We start from the raw sequence: 18,783 nt of genomic DNA on the forward strand, positions 1-18,783 counted from the left end.
CGTTCAAAATGAAAAAACAAGCAATCGCGATTATTGCAGCAATGTGCTTAACGACTACAGCTGTTGTATCACCAGTGATTAGTCAGGCAGCAACTCAATCATCATCGACTGTAAATGAAAAACTAGGAGTGCCAATCGCAGTATATGGTTCTTCATTAAATGAACAAGAAAAAGCACAAGTAAAACAAGATTTAAACGTAGCCGCTGATGAAGAAACTGAAGAAATTACAATTACAGGTTCGGATATTGCGAAATATATTCAAGATGGAGATGCTCGTGCAAGATTATATTCATCTGCAAAAATTACACCACAGGATAAAGGGGCAGGCCTTGTCATCAATATTGTAACACCTGATAATATTACACAAGTTACTTCGGATATGTATTCGAATGCGATGTTAACTGCTGGTATTGAAGATGCGAAAGTGGATGTTGCAGCACCTAAGAAAGTTTCAGGTCACTCTGCATTAGCTGGAATTTACAAAGCCTATGAAGTAACAACAGGTAAAACTTTGGATAAAAATCGTACAGATGTTGCGAACCAAGAACTATCTGTCGCAACAGGAATCGCTCAAAATTCAGGTGTTTCTGATGAGAAAGTAAGCCAACTTCTAACTGAAATCAAACAAGCAATTGCCGAGCAAAAACCAGCTACAAAAGAAGATGTAGCGAAAATTGTTGATGATAAATTAAGTACATTAAAAATTGAACTAAGCGATACAGATCGCCAATTATTAATCGATCTAATGGATAAAATCAGTAATTTAAAAATTGATTTTAGCAAATGGTCATCACAATTAGATCAATTAAATAACTCATTAAAAGATAAAATTGAAAATCTTAAAAATGATGTAAATAGTGATTCAGGCTTTTGGGCAAGTGTGAAAGATTTCTTCCAAAACCTTGTGGACACTGTAAAAGGTTGGTTTAACTAATCATTTCTGAAAGGCTTCGTAAGTAAAATTACGAAGTCTTTTTTTAATGCTTTGCAATTTGAAATCATCCATGCTAATATGTAATTAAATAATATCTCGAATTCAAGATATTTTCGAGATAAGGAGGAAATTATTATGACATTATCATTAGGCGGGATTCATCATGTATCATCAATTACTTCACATATAGAACGAAATCATGACTTTTTCACACGCATTTTAGGTATGCGATTAGTGAAAAAAACAGTAAATCAAGATAGCAATTCTTCGTATCATTTATTCTATGCGGATGCAGTAGGAACACCAGGGACAGATATGACTTACTTCGATATTCCAATCGCTGGTCGTACGTATGAAGGTGTATCAAGTATTAACAATACAGCTTTCCGTGTGAAATCTGATGAAGCATTAGATTTTTGGATCACACGTTTTGACGAACTAGGCGTAGAGCATGGCGAAATCGAAGAAAGATTCGGCCGCAAAACTTTAGCATTCCGCGATAAAGATTTAGCAAGATTCTTATTAGTTGTAGATGATGGTACAGGCATTCCATACGGCGAACCATGGGAAGTAGAAGGCATTCCATTACAATTTGCAATCGTAGGATTAGGTGGCGTTACATTCACATTACGTAAACCACAAGCGACAGAAAAAATCTTAACAGATGTTTTCGGTTTCGAAAAAATCGGCACATACCCATCTCTAGTCGAGGGACAACCAGATATTATCGTTTATTCGACTGCAGAGGGTGGTCCAGCAGGCGAAGTTCATATCGAAACACGTTTAGACCTTCCAGTTGAAAGACCTGGTAGAGGGTCAGTACACCACGTTGCATTCCGTATCTCTACTTTTGAAGAATACGATCAATGGATGGAGAAATTAGATGCTCTAGGGTTCTCTACTTCGGGTAAAGTAGATCGCTATTACTTCCGTTCAATTTACTACCGCGATCCAAATGGAATTCTGATTGAATTAGCAACAGACAAACCAGGATTTGATGCGGATGAACCGATGGAAGCATTAGGCGCTGGCTTAGCATTACCTCCATTTTTAGAAGATCGTCGTGAAGAAATCGAAGCAGGATTGCATCCACTTTCACTTGATTAATTAACTGTGATAAAATGGTAAAAAAGGGGAGGTTGTTTTGATGGAATTTGAATTAAGACAGGATGACAGTCAAGGAGCTTATGTTCATGAACAAGATGGCAAAGTAATCGCTGAAATTACATGGGCATTACTAGGGGATGTAATGGTAGTCGATCATACATTTGTAGATGACTCATTACGAGGACAAGGCATAGCAAAACAACTTTTAAATCAAGCAGCATCATTCGCACGAAAAAACAATTACAAAATTGAGCCAGTTTGCTCATACGTAGTTTCGGCATTTGAACGTTCAAATGCATATGATGATATTAAAGTTTCAAAAGTATAGAAGACGAAAAAGAAGTAATCGCATCATTGCGATTACTTCTTTTTAATTTAGGCTATGAATGGAAATCAAAGTTAAAAATCGGTAGAATTATTATCAATGTGTGGAAAAGGAGATGAAAAAATGAAAAGAACAGTTGAAAAAGTTTTTGGCATCGCCGGAATCCTTTGTAACTTGATTGCCATCGGTCTAGGTGGATTGTTTTTAGTAGGGTTTAATGGTATCAAAAATGATCCAAACTTCGCAAATGACTTTGCAAACATTCAAAATGAAATGAAAGACCCAGGTACTGAAAATGTCACGCCAGAAGATTTACAATCTCTATTAGACGCTGTTTCACCGTTTATGGGGACTTTCGGATGGATCTTAGTTATATGCTTTATTATTAGTACTATAATTGGAATTGCCGCTATGATTTTAGGCTCTAAACCAGAGAAAGCCCAGCTAACAGGGATTCTATTGATCGTTGCAGGTATATTCGCAGGTATTATTACAATCACTTCAATTCTATTTTACATTGCTGCAATCATGTTCTTCGTTAGAAAACCTTCCGAAGAAATGAAAGAATAGTTACTTAATTAATTCGCCTTCAACGAGTTGAAGAATGATCGAATGTATAGCAGGTGGGATTTTTTCAAAACACATATCTTCATTATAAATATAAAGATGTTGTACCATCGCTAAAATAGAGCCAATCATACCAACTTGGAATAAGATTAAATCTGTTTTAGGGATCAAGCCTGCATCCATTCTTTTGACGATCTCTAAATCACCATTCGAATGTTTATACACATGGCTAATATATTGTTCTGAAATTTCAGGATGTCGTACAGCTTCTGTGAATAAAATCGTAAACTGTGGACGGTTAGCAAATACTTTGTCTAATAAATCATTGACCCAAAGTGTCGCTAATTCTTTATTTGATAATGCAACATATTCTTCTTTGCTTCTTTCGAATAAAACAGTTGGTTCTACACTTGCGATTAGTAGCGCACTCTTACCTTTAAAGTATTTGTACATTGCAGCTTCGGAAATATTAGATTCCTTTGCAATTTGCGCAGTGGATGTTGAATCATATCCCTGCTTATAAAATAAGTTACGGGCAACATCTAAAATTCGTTGTTTTGTAAGGTCGCCTTTAGACATTTTTTGAGAACTCATCGAATACACTCCAAACGTAAATCATTATTATGTAATCATAGCTCAAAAATGGGAATAAAAAAAGAGAGTAGTTTCCGCTACACTCTTAGACGAAGATTAATCTTTTCAAGTTTCCGTATTGACGGTACGGGCTTGTATTGACGAATGGCATATTTATGAGCCATTAATAATTAGTGTGTTTGCACTAAAAACAGGTTCTAAATTTCTCTTTATAAGTTAGTGTACACTAACTTTAGAACCTATAATTAGTATACAATAGTTATTTTAAGGAATGCAATAGATTTTTGTGTATTTTATGGAGATATGTCTAAAATATGGATATATATATTTCCATGAAACTTTCTCTTAATTAAAACGTAATATTAATAACATCGATTTAACGATTGATTGAAAGGTGTTTTGGGTATAGTTACTTTATAGATAAAAAATCTGGAAGGAATGATTGAACATGGGTAAAAAGAGTACATCATTACTATTAGCAGGATTAGCAGCAGGAGCATATGCATATTTCAAGAAACCAGAGAATCGTGACAAAGCGGTTGAAGCTTTTAATAGCACGAAAGTTAAAGTAAATGACTTTATTGAAACTCAAAAACAAAATTTGCAAGATCGTTCGAATACTGATTCATCAAATTCAGATACGACAGTAACTGGAGATGTAAATGAAGATTATCATTTAGACGAAAAAGACATGGTTTCTGAAGGTGCGCTAACTTCAGTACAATACTATAATGAAGAAGCACAAGAACGCCTTGATGCAAAACGCAATCTTCAACAAGGTGACAACTAACGCTTAATGAACTTGAAACTCCTCCTTTTTAGGGGGAGTTTTTTTAGGAGGGATTCATTTGAGAAAAGTAATATTATATATCGCGACAAGTGTGGATGGTTACATCGCAAAAGAGGATGGCAGTATCAGCTGGTTGGAAGATGTGGAAATGACTGAAGCAGACACTAGTTATGAACAATTTTATGACAGTGTGGATACAGTAATAATGGGAAGAACGACATATGATCAAATAACGACCGAGTTATCCCTAGATATGTATCCTTATGAAGATGCGACATCTTATATTATGACGAGTAGAGAAGCGGACAAAAGAGAAAACTGTCACTTTGTAGCAGGCAGTATCATCGAGTTAGTGAAGAAATTGAAGGCGGAAGCAGGTTCTAATATTTGGATTATCGGTGGGAATGGCGTAATTCAAGCATTAGTAGAAGCTAATTTAATAGATGAATACCAAATTACATTGATTCCGATTATTTTAGGAAAAGGCATCCCTCTTTTCAATGAGATGGAAGAGCCAGTAAAACTTAAAGCTAGTTCAAGTAATTGCAAAAACGGTATGATAACAACCATTTATAAACGACAATAAAAAAGCTGCCCGAGGGCAGCTTTTTATTTACGATTTACTCTGCGTCTTCCGGAGCAATCATTTGACCATATTTAGCTAAGTTTGTGTGGAATGATAAAGCTTTTTCTAATACGTGAGGTGTATGACCGCCACGAGTATTTGCTTCTTCAACATACGCACGTAAGGCAGGTTTATAAGCAGGGTGTACACAGTTTTCGATGATTAATTCTGCACGTTGGCGAGGAGCTAATCCACGTAAATCTGCTAAACCTTGCTCTGTTACAACAACATCTACATCATGTTCATTGTGATCTACGTGAGATACGAATGGCACGATTGAAGAAATTTTACCTTCTTTAGCATATGATTTTGTAATGAAGATCGAAATACGTGCAGCACGAGCGAAGTCACCAGAACCACCTATTCCGTTCATCATTTTATTACCTGCTACGTGAGTTGAGTTTACGTTGCCGTAAATATCGAATTCAAGTGCAGTATTCATAGCGATTAATCCCATACGACGAACTAATTCAGGATGATTTGAAATCTCTTGTGGGCGTAGGCAAAGTTTGTCTTTATATTTCTCTAAGTTACCGAATACCGAATCTAATTTTTCAGCTGTAAGTGAAGTTGCACAACCTGAAGCAAATTTAACTTTTCCAGCATCGATTAAATCGAAGACAGAATCTTGTAGTACTTCAGAATATACTTCTAAATCTTTAAATTCAGAATTTACCATACCACCTAAAACAGCATTAGCAACGGAACCTACACCCGATTGAAGAGGTGCTAATGTATCTGTTAAGCGACCTTCTTTAACCTCGTTACGAAGGAAGTCAATGATGTTATCAGCGATTTGTTGTGTTTCATCATCGATTGCAGTCATTGAAGTTGGCGTATCCACTTGATCAGTTAAAACGATTGCTGCTACTTTTTCAGGATCCAATGGAATACCGATTGAACCGATGCGATCAGAAGCGCTAAGTAAAGGAATTGCACCGCGTTGACCTTGTGCTTCAGGTACGTAAATATCATGAATGCCTTCTAATTGTTCATAAGAAGCTAAGTTTAGTTCTACGATTACTTTCTTCGCTGTTTGAACATAGATTGGTGAGTTACCAACAGAAGTAGTTGGAATTAATAAACCATCTTCAGTAATTGCTACAGCTTCAACAATTGCTACATCGATTGGATCGATCGCATTTTGACGAAGATATTCAGCCGTTACAGATAAATGTTGGTCGACAAAATACATATCTTGTTTATTAATATGGCCACGCATTGTGCGGTCTAATTGGAATGGTAAGCGTTTGTTTACGATTCCAGCATCAGACATTAAAGCGTCGATATCAGAACCTAAAGAAGCTCCTGTAAAGACATTTACTTTGAATTTTTCTCCAGCGTTAGCGCGATCAACTAATGCCATCGGAATCGCTTTTGCGTCTCCAGCACGAGTGAACCCACTTAAACCTAGTGTCATACCATCTGTGATAATAGAAGCAGCATCTTTTGCAGACATCACTTTGTCAGCTAATGCATTATAGCGTAATCTTTCTTCAACTTTTGCAGACATGAAAATACTTCCCTTCAATATATAAATAATTTAATTACTTTTGAAATCAGTTGTACCAAAAAATTTTATCACTAAATTGTCACATATAGTTTAGGTCGTGCATGAAAAGGTTTAAAAAACGTTTTAAAAGGAAAATAGTTGCTTTAAATAGAAAATGAAAAGTCATAAATGTATCAATGATAGGGGATAAATCACTAAAGATATAAAAAGTTTTATTTTTAAGTTGATTTTAAAGTCGACCTTTAGCAGCGGATTAGAAATGGACATTTGACATAAAAAAAGAAAGTGTCGGTAATGTACCGACACTTTCTGTATAAATCGTATAAATTAAAAACCTAATGAACGACGGAAGTAACTAGCGTAGCGTTGGCTCACTGGGATTCTTGTACCGTCTTTCATGATTAATAAGAATGTTGAATGTGAATCTGGTTGAATTTCATCGATGAAATCAATATTTACGATATAAGAACGGTGACAACGAATGAAAGTATCAGGTGATAAGAATAATTCTAAATCACTTAAGTTCAAACGGTGATAACCTTCTTTAGACATTGTCTTCACAAAAGTTTTGCGAAGTTGAGTCTCTAAGTAAATTACCTCATCGTGTTTTACTGGATACCAGCAATCATCAATTTTAATCGTGATGTAATTTGTTAAGAATGGTGATGGCTTTTGCGGGAATACTGCAGTGATTGCACCCTTCGCTTCGCCCTCTTCCATTAGTGGAATAGACATGCCGTAGTATGGTACACCGAAAACATCTGGTTCGATAAATGAATTGATTTTTTGACCATAGTCAAGTGCCTTATGTGTTGCAGAACCTTCTGGAATTGCATCACCTGGTTTGATTTTTAAATCGATTTTTTTACTAGGTTGATAGTAAAGATATTCCTTAGTATCAGATACAACGATTGATGTATTGTCCGGGAAAAACTCCTTAATAACCTCTATCAATTCCTCGATTGATCTTGGATCCATTAATTCATACCTCGTTTCTTTCCTTTTCTTCTCAAAAACTTATTTTACACATTGTTATAACATTTTACTATAGATTCAGGAGAAAATTAAGTAAAGAAGCCCAGAACATTCTATTCGTTTCCTATATATGTCAAAGAGGTGAACGTGGAAATGCTTGTAAATACGTATATCTTGGCAATAAAAGTAAGGCTAAATGTGAAAAAAATTAATAAAAAATAAAAAAATATAGTATTATAGTCTTTCCCTTTTATTAATAATATTGTATAATTTTTATAAAAAACAGGTATATTAGTTCTTTTGAAATTAAGTACAACGACCTAATTTATAAAATTTTACAATTTTTTGTTTTATAGGAATAAAACTATTTTCTTATTACTATTTTCGTTATATAGTATAAAGTGGGTTATTACAAAATGCGTAAATATAAGAAAGATGGGGAAGCTAATGCTACAACACCAATATTCGATTTCAGAAGCAATTTCCAAACGCTATTTTCAAGAAATTGAAACGATGAACCGTTACGATGGCATCGATAAATTTTTTGATATTGAAGTGCAGTTAGTGCGAGAAATTTATCAATTAGAAGAAGAAGCGGCAAAAGAAACGCTTGGAAAACTAATTGATATTCTCTCAGAACGATCTGGTAAACATTTCTTTAGAGCAATACGTCATTATTTTGTAGTATTGTCATCAGTAGTAACACGTAAATTAGTTGAGAATCAAGCGCCATTCAAAAAAGCGTTTGCATTTAATGCTGCTTGTGTGGAAATGATTGACCAACGCATGAACGATGCGGAGTTTTTACAATTCGCAGATGATTTAATTGAATTTTATATCTATGTAATTTCTGAAAGAAAGCAACCGTCATATAAACATCAGACAGTAAATAAAGTCATTATGTATATCGATGATGAAGTCGAAACTGATTTATCTGTGGAAGACATTGCACAACATTTCTCGATTAGTACGTCACATCTGTCACGTATTTTTAAAGAACATGTCGGTATTACTTTAGTTGAATATTTAAATGTGCGTCGTGTAGAAGAATCTCAATATTATCTTCGTCACACGAATAAGAGTATCTCAAATATTTCTGAACAATTCCATTTCTGTAACCAGAGTTATTATACACGTATTTTCAAGAAGTATGTAGGGTTAACACCGAAACATTTCAGAGATCAAATTGAGCATGAATATTTCCGTTTCCAATTACCGGAACGAAATCTGTGAAATTGTATATTTCTTTGATTTGATTAGTTGTACAGAAATACTGTATAATTCACTTTAGTTAAAAAATTGATGTAGGTGAAAATATTGAAGAAGAAACTAGGATTAATTTCGATCCTCGGTTTAGCGCCCTTCCTATTGGCTGGGTGTGAAGCTGTAGAAAACCAAACAGGCTTTTTCTACAACACTTTTGTTAGACCGATGGAGTTTTTAATTGATTTCTTTGGTAACACTGTTCTTGACGGTGGTTATGGTGGAGCAATCATCATTATCACAGTTTTAGTACGTCTTGTTTTAATGCCGTTTATGATTAAGAACTATAAAAATCAGCAAGGTATGAAATCTAAGATGGACAAACTGAAGCCGGAAATGGACTCAATCCAAAAGAAATTAAAGCAGGCTAAGTCAAAAGAAGAGCAAATGGTTCTTCAACAAGAGATGATGGGTCTTTATAAGAAGCATGGTGTCAATCCTTTAAATATGGGTTGCTTACCGATGATTATTCAAATGCCAATCATCATGGGTTTATATTATGCAATTCGTTATTCAGAGGAAGTTCAAGCGCATCATTTCTTATGGTTTAAGTTAGGTGATCCAGATATCGCGATGACTTTAATTGCCGGTGCGGTTTACTTCTTCCAAGCACAAGTTTCATTATGGACAGTTCCAGAGCAACAAAAGAAACAAATGAAATTCATGATGTATTTATCTCCAATCATGATTATGTTTATTTCTTACACAAGTATGGCTGCACTTCCATTATACTGGTCAGTGAGTGGTGCGTTATTAGTACTACAAACAATGATCGGGCGTAAGCTGTATCCACCTCCAGTTCCAGAAGGTAAAGTCGATGAACCGAAGAAGAAATTATTCGGCGGTAAAGAAGCAGATCCTGAACCAGAGGAACCAGCAGAAAAACGCAAATTAACACCAGCTGAAAAAGCTGCAAAAGCACAAAAAAAGAATAAATAATATGTTACATAAAAAGGTACTGTCATTGAAAATAGTCATATCTGGTTGGGTTTTTACTTAATTAGATCGTAACTAGATTTTGTGACGGTCCTTTTTATTTATGCGGAAAAGGGGAATGAAATTGACGAAAATTATTTCAGGAGTTGCAGTTGTAGCAACAAGTATTTTAGCCGTGATCTTCATGGTCATGAAGAACTTCAACTGGGCAGTATTCTGTATTACAGTAATGTTTACATTAACAAACGCCGTTAGAGCGAAAGATATGGCAACTAAAGGTTATGAAAAAGAATCTAAATGGATGAGAAATTTATCAGTATTCTTTGGTGTAGCATCTCTAGCAGTATTATGTGTGAACCTTTTTATGTAAAAAACCGTCTTAATTGAGTGTATACTTATTAGAGTATATGCTTTTTTTATGCGAAATCGTAAAAGTAAATGCAATGAAATGAGTACCAAAGTAAGAAGGAGTGAACGAAGTATGAGTAAAAAGACATTCCCGTTTTTAGCAGGAAATGTTCTATTAGTAGGCACGTTATTATTAGCTGGATGCAGCGAAGTTGAGCAAAAAGTTGATAAAACAACTGACACATCAGAGCAGCAGAAAATTGATAAAACCAATGATGTTTCTGAACAACAAAATGCTACTGAAAAAGAAACAGCAAAAGAGCCTGAAAAAACGAAGGAAACAAGTGAATCGAATATTAAAGCTTGTGGAAAAGATACAAGTGAAGGTGCGAGTCATAATAGTTCTGGGGAGCGAGATGCTGGCGGATATATTATTGGTAAAGAAACACCTAAATACGAAACTTGTGTAAATGGAATTTTGATTGCGAATAAAGTATTCCCAATGCCAAAAACATTTACTCCTGGTGAAAGCGCTGAAGCGAGACAAGCGTTCAATGAATTAAATGCCATTGCGAAAAAAGCTGGATTTGAATTTGATGCATTTAGTACGTATCGATCATATGATCGCCAAGTAGAACTTTATAATAATTACGTAAACCGAGATGGGGCAGATGCTGCAGATCGTTATAGTGCGCGACCAGGGTTTTCAGAGCATCAGACTGGACTTGCTTTCGACATTGGTGAAGTAGGCAATCCTGGAGACTATGCAGATGACCGATTCGGTGAGACAAAAGCGGGCAAATGGTTGGCAAAACACGCACATGAAGCCGGTTTTATTATGCGTTATCCACAGGGGAAAGAAAAAGTAACAGGGTATCAATATGAATCTTGGCATTTCCGCTATGTGGGCAAAAAAATCGCTACTGAAATTTATAATAATAACTCAACACTTGAGGAATATTTAGGTGTTAAAGGCTAAGTGGGTAGCTCTGCACCAATTGTTGGCTGAAAGCATTCGATATTTCTAAAACTCAAAATGAAAAGCCATGCAGACTCAAGCTGCATGGCTTTTGTTTTATAAAATTGGAGATAGTAATCTTGAAATCGACTCTTTAATTTTGATTTTAGTAGAACGATTTTCATATTTTTCCTTCGTTAATTCAGTAGAGTACATTTTATCTTTTTCGAATAGCTCGGCTAGTTTGCGAGACACTGCCTTATCATAAATAAAGGCATTTACTTCAAAGTTTAGTTTGAAGCTTCGTGAATCGATATTTGCTGTACCGACTGAAGCGACTTCGTCATCAATGACAATCATTTTGGCGTGTAAGAAACCATTGTCGTAAATATAAATGCGTGCGCCTGCATCAAGTAATATACCAACATGGTAGTAAGTCGCCCAGTAGACGAACAGGTGATCAGGCTTGTTTGGTATCATGATGCGGACATCAATGCCGGATAAACAAGCAATCTTCACTGCGTTCATGAAAGCATCATCAGGAATGAAATAAGGCGTTTGAATATAGACGTATTTTTTCGCCATATTAATCATTTTGATGTAGCCATTTTTGATTGATTCCCACTGTGAGTCGGGTCCAGAAGAGACGATTTGGATGGCCGTATCACCTTTTCGTGAAAATGTAGGGAAGAATTTATCTTCATAAACTAAATCTTTTCGATCAGATGCTTGATTCCAATCTAGTAAAAAGCGTGTTTGAAGTGGATGGACGGAACTACCTTCGATTCGAAGATGTGTATCGCGCCAATAACCGAACTTTTCCTTTAATCCCAAGTATTCATCTCCGACATTAAATCCGCCAATATAACCAATACGTCCGTCTACTAGTACAAGTTTACGGTGATTTCGATAATTCATACGCGGATTGATTAGTGGCAAGATGGAAGGGAAGAATACTTCAACTTCTCCACCAAGTTTGATAAGTTCTTTGAAGTCACGCTTATGAACACCACGGGACCCCATCTCATCATAGAGAATTCGGATTTGCACACCTTGTTTTGCTTTTTCAATTAATGCATCTAAAATCCGTGTACCTAGTCGATCGAGTTTGAAAATATAATACTGCACGTGAATATGGTTTTTTGCATGATGGATATCATGTAATAATTCATCAAATTTCTCTTGGCCATCATCAAAAATTTCGACGTGATTATCTTGTGTAAGTACGGAATGACCAGATAATAATTGCATATAAATAAGTTCTTTATGTCTAGAAGCTACATCATTCAGCTTGTATTCGAAAGAACCTTTTTTAATGGATTCAATTTGAAAATCGACCAGTGAATCGATGCCGATCTTTTTGCGACCTTCCCAACGGAATAGATGCTTCTTTCTCATCTGTCGACCTAGTAATAAATAGAGGACGAATCCAACGACAGGGATGAAAAACATGACGAGCAACCAAGCCCAAGTTGAAGAAGATTCTCGCCTTTCTAAAAAAATGATAGCTAAAGCTAGAATAATATTAAAAAATAAGGCGATGGAAACGCTATATGAAATAATATGGGCAGTATCATTGACCAACCTATATTCCTCCTCCCATTGTTCATTTATAAGTATAGCCTATTCCATCGGTAGTTAAAAATATAATTCGGTGTTTTCGTTAAAACATACTTGACCGATAGGAATTGTTATATTATTATTTGGCTTGTACTTATTTATTTAACATTTTAGGAGGAATTGGAATGGATTTATTTTTAATTATCGTTAATATTGCGGTTCTACTAATATTAATCGCAGCCTTGATCGTAATGAACAAAAAACATATATCATTTTCAAAACGTGTATTTGCAGGTTTGGGGCTTGGTATTGTATTCGGTTTAGTTCTACATTTTACTTACGGAGCATCTTCAAATATCGTAACCCAGTCAACTGCTTGGTTTAGCATTATTGGTTCTGGTTATGTGAAGTTACTTCAAATGGTTGCAATGCCACTAGTATTTATCTCAATTATTGCGGCATTTACAAAAGTAATCATCGGTAAAAACTTCGGGAAGATGGCAGGAATTATCCTGATCATGCTTGTCGGAACAACAGCAATTTCAGCAGCAATTGGTATCGCTTCAGCTTCAGGCTTCAACTTAGATGCATCATCATTAATGAATGGTAGTGCAGAACAAGCGCGTGGAGATGAAATCGTACAACGTTCAGAAGATATGGGCGAACGTACAATGCCACAGCAAATTTTAGATTTACTACCAGCTAACCCATTTTTAGATTTAACAGGCGCTCGTGCAACATCTACAATCGGTGTTGTAATCTTCGCTGCATTCATCGGCTTCGCATACTTAGGCGTACGCCGTAAGGATGAAAAAACAGCTGATTTAATTAAAACGGGGATCGATGCGATTTACGCTTTAGTTATGCACATCGTGAAAATCGTTTTACGCTTAACGCCATTCGGTATTTTAGCAATCATGACTTCAACAATTGCGACATCTGATTTCGGTGCCATTTACAATATGGGTAAATTCGTCATCGCGTCTTACGTAGCATTAATTGCGATGTTCATCGTACATTTAATTATCGTAGCTTTAACTGGTGTAAGCCCAGTAACTTACTTGAAAAAGGCGGCTCCAGTATTATTATTCGCCTTCACTTCTAGATCAAGTGCAGGTGCATTACCATTAAATATTCAAACGCAAACGAAGCGCCTAGGCGTACCAGATGCAATCGCAAACTTCGCTGGTTCATTCGGTGTATCAATTGGTCAAAACGGATGTGCGGGTGTATATCCTGCAATGTTAGCGGTAATGATCGCGCCAACAGTAGGTATTAATCCACTTGATCCAAGTTTCATCGCTACATTAATTGCGGTAGTAGCAATTAGTTCATTCGGTGTTGCAGGAGTTGGTGGCGGTGCTACATTCGCAGCAATCATCGTTCTTTCATCAATGAACTTACCAGTCGCTTTAGCGGGTGTACTAATCACTGTAGAACCTCTAATCGACATGGGTCGTACTGCATTAAACGTAAGTGGTTCAATGGTTGCGGGTGTTACAACAGCACGTACAACTGGTGAGTTAGATAAAGAAACATTCAACTCAAAAGAACAACAGGATTTAGCTGAAGTTTAATTCATTAAGACAAAAAAGGATGAGTCGCAAATTATGCGATTCATCCTTTTTCTTATTGTTCTGAAACTGTAGGTGGCGTTTTCTTACTTGATTTAAAGATTAAAATAACTGTAATTGAAAGTAGTGCGAGTGAAGCTGCGATGACATATGGGAAATCTGGTCGCATCGTGAATACCCATGTGAAGAACATTGGGCCAATGATTCGTCCAAGATTGTCCATCGAATAACTTAACCCAGCAGCAGTTCCGTAACGACCACCAGACTCTTTGGAAGCGAGTGAAGTAATTAATGTTCTTGCTAAAGCATTACCTGCTGTGAAGACGCAAAGGGCGAATCCTGCGAATGCTAGGCTGCTTGTGAACGGGAATAATGCCAAACCTAATGCAGTAATGAATTGAGCGCCGATGATCCATTTCCATTCTTGACCGTGTTTTACTTTTCTTACGACACCGCCTTGAACTAGGAAATCGACGAATCCACTAAATAAGAAAAGTGAGCCAAGTTGAGCGGCAGTAATATTGATTTTATCCATTTGGAATAGTTGTAAAGTTGATTCCACACCTGCTAATAGGAAAGTAACGATGAATGAGAATAGGAATAAATATCTCACACGGTATTTTAATAATGTAGTTGCGCCTTCAGGTAAGAGCGCGCGTTTATCTGCTTCGCCAGTGCGTTCTGGTTCTTTTAAAACGGCAGCTGCATAAATGCAAAGGGCGAATAGTAATCCAGATGCTACATAGAATGGCGTGTTAATGCTAATCGTACTTAGTAATCCACCAAGTGCAGGGCCGAAGATGAAGCCAAGTCCGATCGACATACCCATGAAGCCCATGTATTTATTGCGGTTTTCATTCGTAGACATATCTCCGATGAAACCTGTGACAGCTGTATAAAGTGCGCCAGAGAATAGTCCACCAATGATACGTGCGAAATACATCATAATTAATGAACTAGAAAATGCTGCGAAAATTAAGAAGCTCGAAGCAAAGCCGATCAATCCGATTAAAATGAGCTTTTTTCTACCCATGCGATCTGACAGTTTACCCCAAAGTGGAGCGGTGAAGAAGCTTGCTAGAGAATAAATCGTTAATAATCCGCCAACATGGATATTGTGAAAACCTTGATCTGTAATGACTAGCGGTAGTACAGGAATAATAAGTCCAAATCCAACATAGACAAGAAATTGTACAGATAACAAGAGTATTAATGGTTTTTTCATATAAGACCCTTCTTTCGATTAATTACATCATTACTACTATACTAAATATCTTTTATGAACATAGCAAAAATATTGAAAGTTTTTGACAATTTAAAGTGCAAAAAAAGAGAGGGAGGGAACATGACCCAACCTCTCAAAAGTTGTCTTATAGTTTTGTTCTTTGAAGTCGTAGTGCATTTAATACAACGGATACGGAACTGAATGCCATCGCTGCTCCGGCTAACCATGGAGCGAGGAATCCTGCTGCTGCGATTGGAATACCGATTGAATTATAAGCCAATGCCCAAAAAAGGTTTTGCTTAATATTTCGCACGGTTGCTTGGCTCATTTTCACTGCAGAAACTACGCGAAGTAAGTCACCTTGCATGATCGTAATATCTGCTGCTTCAATCGCAACATCTGTACCTGTACCCATCGCAATACCGATATCGGCAGTAGCTAATGCAGGTGCATCATTAATACCATCGCCGACCATTGCGACTTTGCCGTGTTGTTGTAATTTTTTCACGACATCTGCTTTTTCAGCAGGAAGTACACCAGAGATGACTTCATCAATGCCAACTTGTGCCGCGATACTTTGTGCCACTGCTTCAGCATCACCTGTCAGCATGACCGTTTTAATGCCTAAATCATGTAACGCTTTGATTGCTTCAGGAGCAGTTTCTTTGATTTCATCTGCCACAGCCAAAGTAGCGGCGTGTACGCCATCAATTGCACCATACATAATCGTTTTACCTTGTTCATCAAATGATTCAATTTCTCTTAATTCAATTTGATGTTTTTCGAATAAACGTGGTGTACCAACAATAATCGATTTACCATCAATTTCAGCTTCAATACCATGACCTGCAACTGCTTTGAAGTTTGTAGCAGCTTTGATTGTCGTATGTTTTTCAGCGAATTGTACAATCGCTTGAGCAAGTGGATGTTCTGAAGATTTTTCAGCTTGAGCGATTAAGCGAATCACTTCTTGTTCATCGAATGCACGATTAACATAGAAATTTGTGATCACGGGTTTACCTTTTGTAATCGTACCTGTTTTATCGAAAATAATTGTTTCTACAGCTCTTGTTTGTTCAAGTGCTTCAGCCGTTTTGAAAAGTACACCCATTTCAGCGGCGCGGCCAGAACCAGCCATGATTGAGGTAGGTGTAGCTAATCCTAATGCACATGGACAAGCGATTACGAGAACAGCGATTGTATTTTCTAAAGCTGTCACGAATTCAGCACCGACGAAGAAGTACGTGATGATAAATGTTAATGCAGCAATACCAACGACTATTGGAACGAAAATACCTGAAATTTGATCGGCTAATCTTTGAATTGGCGCTTTTGAACCTTGAGCTTCTTCTACAACTTTAATAATGCTTGATAATATAGTATGACTGCCAACGCTTGTAGCTTTCACGCGTAATGTACCGTTACTATTCACTGTTGCTGCGAATACTTTTGAGCCGATTTCTTTATCCACAGGAATACTTTCACCTGTCAGCATCGATTCATCCACAGCGGAAGAACCTGACACAACTTCAGCATCGACAGGAATGGAACTCCCTGGGCGGATGACTAGAATATCGCCAAGTACGACATCTTTCGCGTCGATTTCTGTCATAACACCATCACGTTCAACGAATGCTGTTTTTGGTTGAAGATTTAATAGTTTTTTAATCGCATCTGAAGAATGACCTTTTGCACGAGCTTCAAATAATTTACCTAATAAGATCAATGTAATTAATACGGCACTCGTTTCAAAATATAAATCTAAATGTGAACCGCCCATTGCGATATGCTCGCGGTTGCTTAATACGACGTAAACGCTGTAGAAATAAGCAGCGGAAGTACCTAAGACGATTAGAACGTCCATGTTGGCACTTTTATTACGAAGTGCAAAGTATGCGCCTTTGTAAAATTGCCAGCCGATGACGAATTGAACGACTGAAGCTAAAGCCCATTGCATATAAGGGTTCATGAATAAATCTGGTACATATAATCCAGATGTGAATGAGAAATGGGAAACCATTGTCCACAATAATGGTAAAGCAAAAATAGCTGAAACGATTAATTGCGTTGTTTTTCGTTTAATTTCAAGTTGTTTATGATCCGGTCCTTCTTGTTCTTCTTGATGAACGACTGCATCATATCCAAGACTTTGGATTTTTTTGATAATATCTTCCTCGGTTAAATCGTTACTAATCGCGACTTTACCAGTTTCAAGTGTTAAGTTAATATTTGCTTCGACACCGTCCATCTTGTTCAAACCACGTTCGATTCGATTTGAACAAGCGGCGCAGGTCATTCCTTGTATATCTAAATGTACTTCTTTTTGTTCTGCCATCATTTACAACTCCTTTTATACCTATAGGGGGTATGTTAGTTTGAAAATAAAAGAGAGTAGTTAAGCACTCTCTGTAAAAGTTTATTTAACTGTATAGCCTTCTTCTTCGATGACTTCTTTAATTGCATCGACATTTGTAGCTGAAGCATCAAATTGAACTTCTACTAAACCTTGATCTAAAGTGACGTTTACTGAATCCACACCATTGATTTCACCAACACCGTTTTCTACAGCTTTCACACAATGACCACAAGACATACCTTCTACTTGTAATTGAATTTTTTCTGACATATTGAACACTCCTTATTTTTTCATTAGTTTTTGCATTGTAACGACTAGCTCATCTAAAATTTCTTCGTCGCCTTCAGCAAGTCGCGTTTTGACGCATCCTTTTAAATGACCTTCGAACAAAACTTTTGCGACCGAATTCAGCGCAGATTGTGTCGCAGATAATTGCGTAATAATATCGTCGCAATACACATCATTTTCGACCATGCCCTTAATTCCTCTAATCTGACCTTCGATTCGATTCAATCGAGTTGTTAGATTCTTTTTGACGTGTTCGGGGTGATGACTTTTGCGCTCTTCATCTATGTGACATTCATGGATCGTTGACATCGCATTCACTCCTTATGATTAGGATTTTGAATATGAACCCACTTTAACATACGTATGGGGGGTATGCAAATCTTTTGGTTTATTTTCTTTAAAACGTGGTATCTATTAAGAGAAGTGTATAAAATAATGGATTATTTCTATGTAAAGATTATGTAAAGATTTAGAGATGTAACAATATTGATAAACAAATTGCAAAAGAAAAATGTTATGATAAAGAGGAAATAAAGTATGGACTAGCTTAGATTTGCAACTTAGTTAAAAAATATTAGTTTTAAAAAATATGCGTTAGTTGAGGTGTAAAAGTATGAAGAGAGAAGTAGATGTAACGAAGATCATTTTAAATTTATCAAAAATGGGTGTGAAGGCTACAGCAACCAAATCTCGTCTGGAATTACTTAATGCACTAGTACCACCGAAAAGTAATCCACCTGCTCATAACTAAATGAGGGAAACCTCGTTTAGTATAGAGATACATATGATTGATCAATAGGAATCTTGCGCTTTTTGCAAGATTCCTTTTTGTATTGTAAGCTCT

Annotated in this window: 20 protein-coding genes; 12 read left to right on the forward strand and 8 right to left on the reverse strand. The window is 36.5% G+C overall.

Annotation, left to right across the window (positions count from 1 at the left end; translation table 11 throughout):
* The first annotated feature begins 8 nt into the window (after positions 1-8).
* The 4 genes from DF281_RS03395 to DF281_RS03410 all read left to right on the forward strand — a co-directional run bounded on the left by DF281_RS03395 (position 9) and on the right by DF281_RS03410 (position 2,937).
* Complete coding sequence (locus DF281_RS03395) at positions 9-935, forward strand: DUF1002 domain-containing protein (RefSeq protein WP_109348839.1); 927 nt, start codon at positions 9-11, stop codon at positions 933-935.
* Between the two features lie 135 nt (positions 936-1,070).
* Positions 1,071-2,042, forward strand: a complete 972-nt coding sequence (locus DF281_RS03400; protein WP_109348840.1) for a ring-cleaving dioxygenase — start codon at positions 1,071-1,073, stop codon at positions 2,040-2,042.
* A 40-nt stretch (positions 2,043-2,082) separates the two neighbouring features.
* Complete coding sequence (locus DF281_RS03405; RefSeq protein ID WP_109348841.1) at positions 2,083-2,370, forward strand: GNAT family N-acetyltransferase; 288 nt, start codon at positions 2,083-2,085, stop codon at positions 2,368-2,370.
* A gap of 120 nt (positions 2,371-2,490) precedes the next feature.
* Positions 2,491-2,937, forward strand: coding sequence for a DUF4064 domain-containing protein (locus DF281_RS03410; protein WP_166636057.1), 447 nt, complete (start codon positions 2,491-2,493; stop codon positions 2,935-2,937).
* Here the strand turns inward: DF281_RS03410 and DF281_RS03415 are convergent, their stop codons facing one another.
* Entirely contained in the window at positions 2,938-3,528 is a 591-nt protein-coding gene (locus tag DF281_RS03415; RefSeq protein WP_109348843.1) for a TetR/AcrR family transcriptional regulator, read from the reverse strand.
* Between the two features lie 448 nt (positions 3,529-3,976).
* On the opposite strand from DF281_RS03415, the gene DF281_RS03420 reads away from it, so the two are divergent.
* Both DF281_RS03420 and DF281_RS03425 read left to right on the forward strand, forming a co-directional pair.
* The gene (locus DF281_RS03420; protein ID WP_109348844.1) at positions 3,977-4,318 is read left to right on the forward strand and encodes a hypothetical protein; all 342 of its coding nucleotides are present in this window, start codon (positions 3,977-3,979) and stop codon (positions 4,316-4,318) included.
* Between the two features lie 58 nt (positions 4,319-4,376).
* The gene (locus tag DF281_RS03425; protein WP_109348845.1) at positions 4,377-4,904 is read left to right on the forward strand and encodes a dihydrofolate reductase family protein; all 528 of its coding nucleotides are present in this window, start codon (positions 4,377-4,379) and stop codon (positions 4,902-4,904) included.
* A gap of 34 nt (positions 4,905-4,938) precedes the next feature.
* On the opposite strand, the gene DF281_RS03430 is transcribed toward DF281_RS03425, so the two are convergent.
* Together DF281_RS03430 and DF281_RS03435 are read right to left on the reverse strand one after the other, a co-directional pair.
* A complete protein-coding gene (locus DF281_RS03430; RefSeq protein WP_109348846.1) occupies positions 4,939-6,456 on the reverse strand; it encodes a succinate CoA transferase in 1,518 nt (505 codons plus the stop codon).
* Between the two features lie 327 nt (positions 6,457-6,783).
* Entirely contained in the window at positions 6,784-7,434 is a 651-nt protein-coding gene (locus DF281_RS03435; protein ID WP_109348847.1) for a LytTR family DNA-binding domain-containing protein, read from the reverse strand.
* Between the two features lie 444 nt (positions 7,435-7,878).
* On the opposite strand from DF281_RS03435, the gene DF281_RS03440 reads away from it, so the two are divergent.
* From DF281_RS03440 to DF281_RS03455, 4 genes are all read left to right on the forward strand, one after another.
* Positions 7,879-8,664: an AraC family transcriptional regulator gene (locus tag DF281_RS03440; RefSeq protein WP_109348848.1), complete on the forward strand. Its 786-nt coding sequence runs from the start codon at positions 7,879-7,881 to the stop codon at positions 8,662-8,664.
* An 84-nt stretch (positions 8,665-8,748) separates the two neighbouring features.
* A complete protein-coding gene (yidC, locus tag DF281_RS03445) occupies positions 8,749-9,633 on the forward strand; it encodes a membrane protein insertase YidC (protein WP_109348849.1) in 885 nt (294 codons plus the stop codon).
* A 121-nt stretch (positions 9,634-9,754) separates the two neighbouring features.
* A complete protein-coding gene (locus tag DF281_RS03450; protein ID WP_109348850.1) occupies positions 9,755-10,000 on the forward strand; it encodes a hypothetical protein in 246 nt (81 codons plus the stop codon).
* Between the two features lie 111 nt (positions 10,001-10,111).
* Entirely contained in the window at positions 10,112-10,957 is an 846-nt protein-coding gene (locus DF281_RS03455; protein ID WP_109348851.1) for a M15 family metallopeptidase, read from the forward strand.
* 96 nt (positions 10,958-11,053) lie between these two features.
* Here DF281_RS03455 and cls read toward each other — a convergent pair whose 3' ends face one another.
* The gene (cls, locus tag DF281_RS03460; RefSeq protein ID WP_109348852.1) at positions 11,054-12,520 is read right to left on the reverse strand and encodes a cardiolipin synthase; all 1,467 of its coding nucleotides are present in this window, start codon (positions 12,518-12,520) and stop codon (positions 11,054-11,056) included.
* 161 nt (positions 12,521-12,681) lie between these two features.
* Between cls and DF281_RS03465 the strand changes: the two genes are divergently transcribed.
* Entirely contained in the window at positions 12,682-14,073 is a 1,392-nt protein-coding gene (locus DF281_RS03465) for an L-cystine transporter (protein WP_109348853.1), read from the forward strand.
* A 52-nt stretch (positions 14,074-14,125) separates the two neighbouring features.
* Here DF281_RS03465 and DF281_RS03470 read toward each other — a convergent pair whose 3' ends face one another.
* The 4 genes from DF281_RS03470 to DF281_RS03480 all read right to left on the reverse strand — a co-directional run bounded on the left by DF281_RS03470 (position 14,126) and on the right by DF281_RS03480 (position 18,248).
* Positions 14,126-15,295 carry an MFS transporter gene (locus tag DF281_RS03470; protein WP_109348854.1) on the reverse strand — a complete coding sequence of 390 codons (1,170 nt, stop codon included), beginning with the start codon at positions 15,293-15,295 and terminating at the stop codon, positions 14,126-14,128.
* 145 nt (positions 15,296-15,440) lie between these two features.
* Positions 15,441-17,633, reverse strand: coding sequence for a heavy metal translocating P-type ATPase (locus DF281_RS03475; protein WP_115329405.1), 2,193 nt, complete (start codon positions 17,631-17,633; stop codon positions 15,441-15,443).
* A gap of 78 nt (positions 17,634-17,711) precedes the next feature.
* On the reverse strand, positions 17,712-17,921 hold the full coding sequence (copZ, locus tag DF281_RS14875; RefSeq protein WP_115329404.1) for a copper chaperone CopZ: 210 nt from the start codon (positions 17,919-17,921) through the stop codon (positions 17,712-17,714).
* A 12-nt stretch (positions 17,922-17,933) separates the two neighbouring features.
* Positions 17,934-18,248 carry a metal-sensitive transcriptional regulator gene (locus tag DF281_RS03480; protein WP_109348855.1) on the reverse strand — a complete coding sequence of 105 codons (315 nt, stop codon included), beginning with the start codon at positions 18,246-18,248 and terminating at the stop codon, positions 17,934-17,936.
* A gap of 304 nt (positions 18,249-18,552) precedes the next feature.
* On the opposite strand from DF281_RS03480, the gene DF281_RS14670 reads away from it, so the two are divergent.
* A complete protein-coding gene (locus tag DF281_RS14670) occupies positions 18,553-18,690 on the forward strand; it encodes an Lmo0850 family protein (protein ID WP_166636058.1) in 138 nt (45 codons plus the stop codon).
* Positions 18,691-18,783: the final 93 nt, after the last annotated feature.

The organism is Kurthia zopfii (assembly GCF_003143955.1).
GTDB classification, from domain to species: Bacteria; Bacillota; Bacilli; order Bacillales_A; family Planococcaceae; genus Kurthia; species Kurthia zopfii.